Source organism: Streptomyces sp. cmx-18-6 (assembly GCF_046548915.1).
GTDB lineage: Bacteria > Actinomycetota > Actinomycetes > Streptomycetales > Streptomycetaceae > Streptomyces.
This window is the reverse complement of the sequence record NZ_JAEBEP010000049.1, coordinates 1-625: the sequence shown is the minus strand read 5'-3', so window position 1 is coordinate 625 and position 625 is coordinate 1. Positions and strand designations below refer to the sequence as shown.

The window sequence follows — 625 nt, the reverse complement described above, 5'->3', positions numbered from 1 at the left end:
GAAGACGGCGCCCATGGACACGGCGAGCGCCCACCGGCCGGCCTTCTGTGCGGCCTTGGCGCGGGCCGGGTCCATGGGCGCCGTCTTCGCACACGGCTACGTCTTCGATCAGCTCATCGTCGGCGCGGTCGGCGCGGTCGTGTCGGGGCTCGCCAAGGGCGGCTGGTCCATGGCCATGCGCGTGCACGCGCGCCCGCTCGACGACCGCACCCAGCAGTGGGTGACCAAGCGCCGCGCCGCAGTCGACGGCCAGCTCGCGCTGATCCCGATCCGCCGCGAACTCCAGCGCGGACAGGCCACCGTTGAGGCGGAGCAGCGCGCCATCGGAGCGGCGGAGGATCCCGGATCCGCGGATCCGGCCCGGTCCGGACGATCCGCGGACGATCCGGATCCGTCCGGCCGTAAGTCGCTGACCACGAAGGACGCGGTCCGGATCGCCTGGGACGACGGAATCCGGGAGCGGGACGCCGTAATCCACGACGCAGCGGAGCGCCTCGGCCGCCCGGTCTCCCCGGACAGCGTCGACCGTTACCTCCGCGACCTCCGTCGAGGCGCCTGATGTTCGCCGTCCTCTGGCCGATGGCCGCGCTCCTCGCCGCCGTCGGCCTCCACGCCGTAGCCCCCC

The 625-nt window shown here is 73.8% G+C and carries 1 pseudogene; it reads left to right on the top strand.

Going from position 1 to position 625, the window contains the following annotated elements:
- Positions 1-559: pseudogene (locus tag ACLJPL_RS34080) on the top strand (protein transporter Sec31); the annotation flags it as partial.
- Between the last annotated feature and the right edge of the window lie 66 nt (positions 560-625).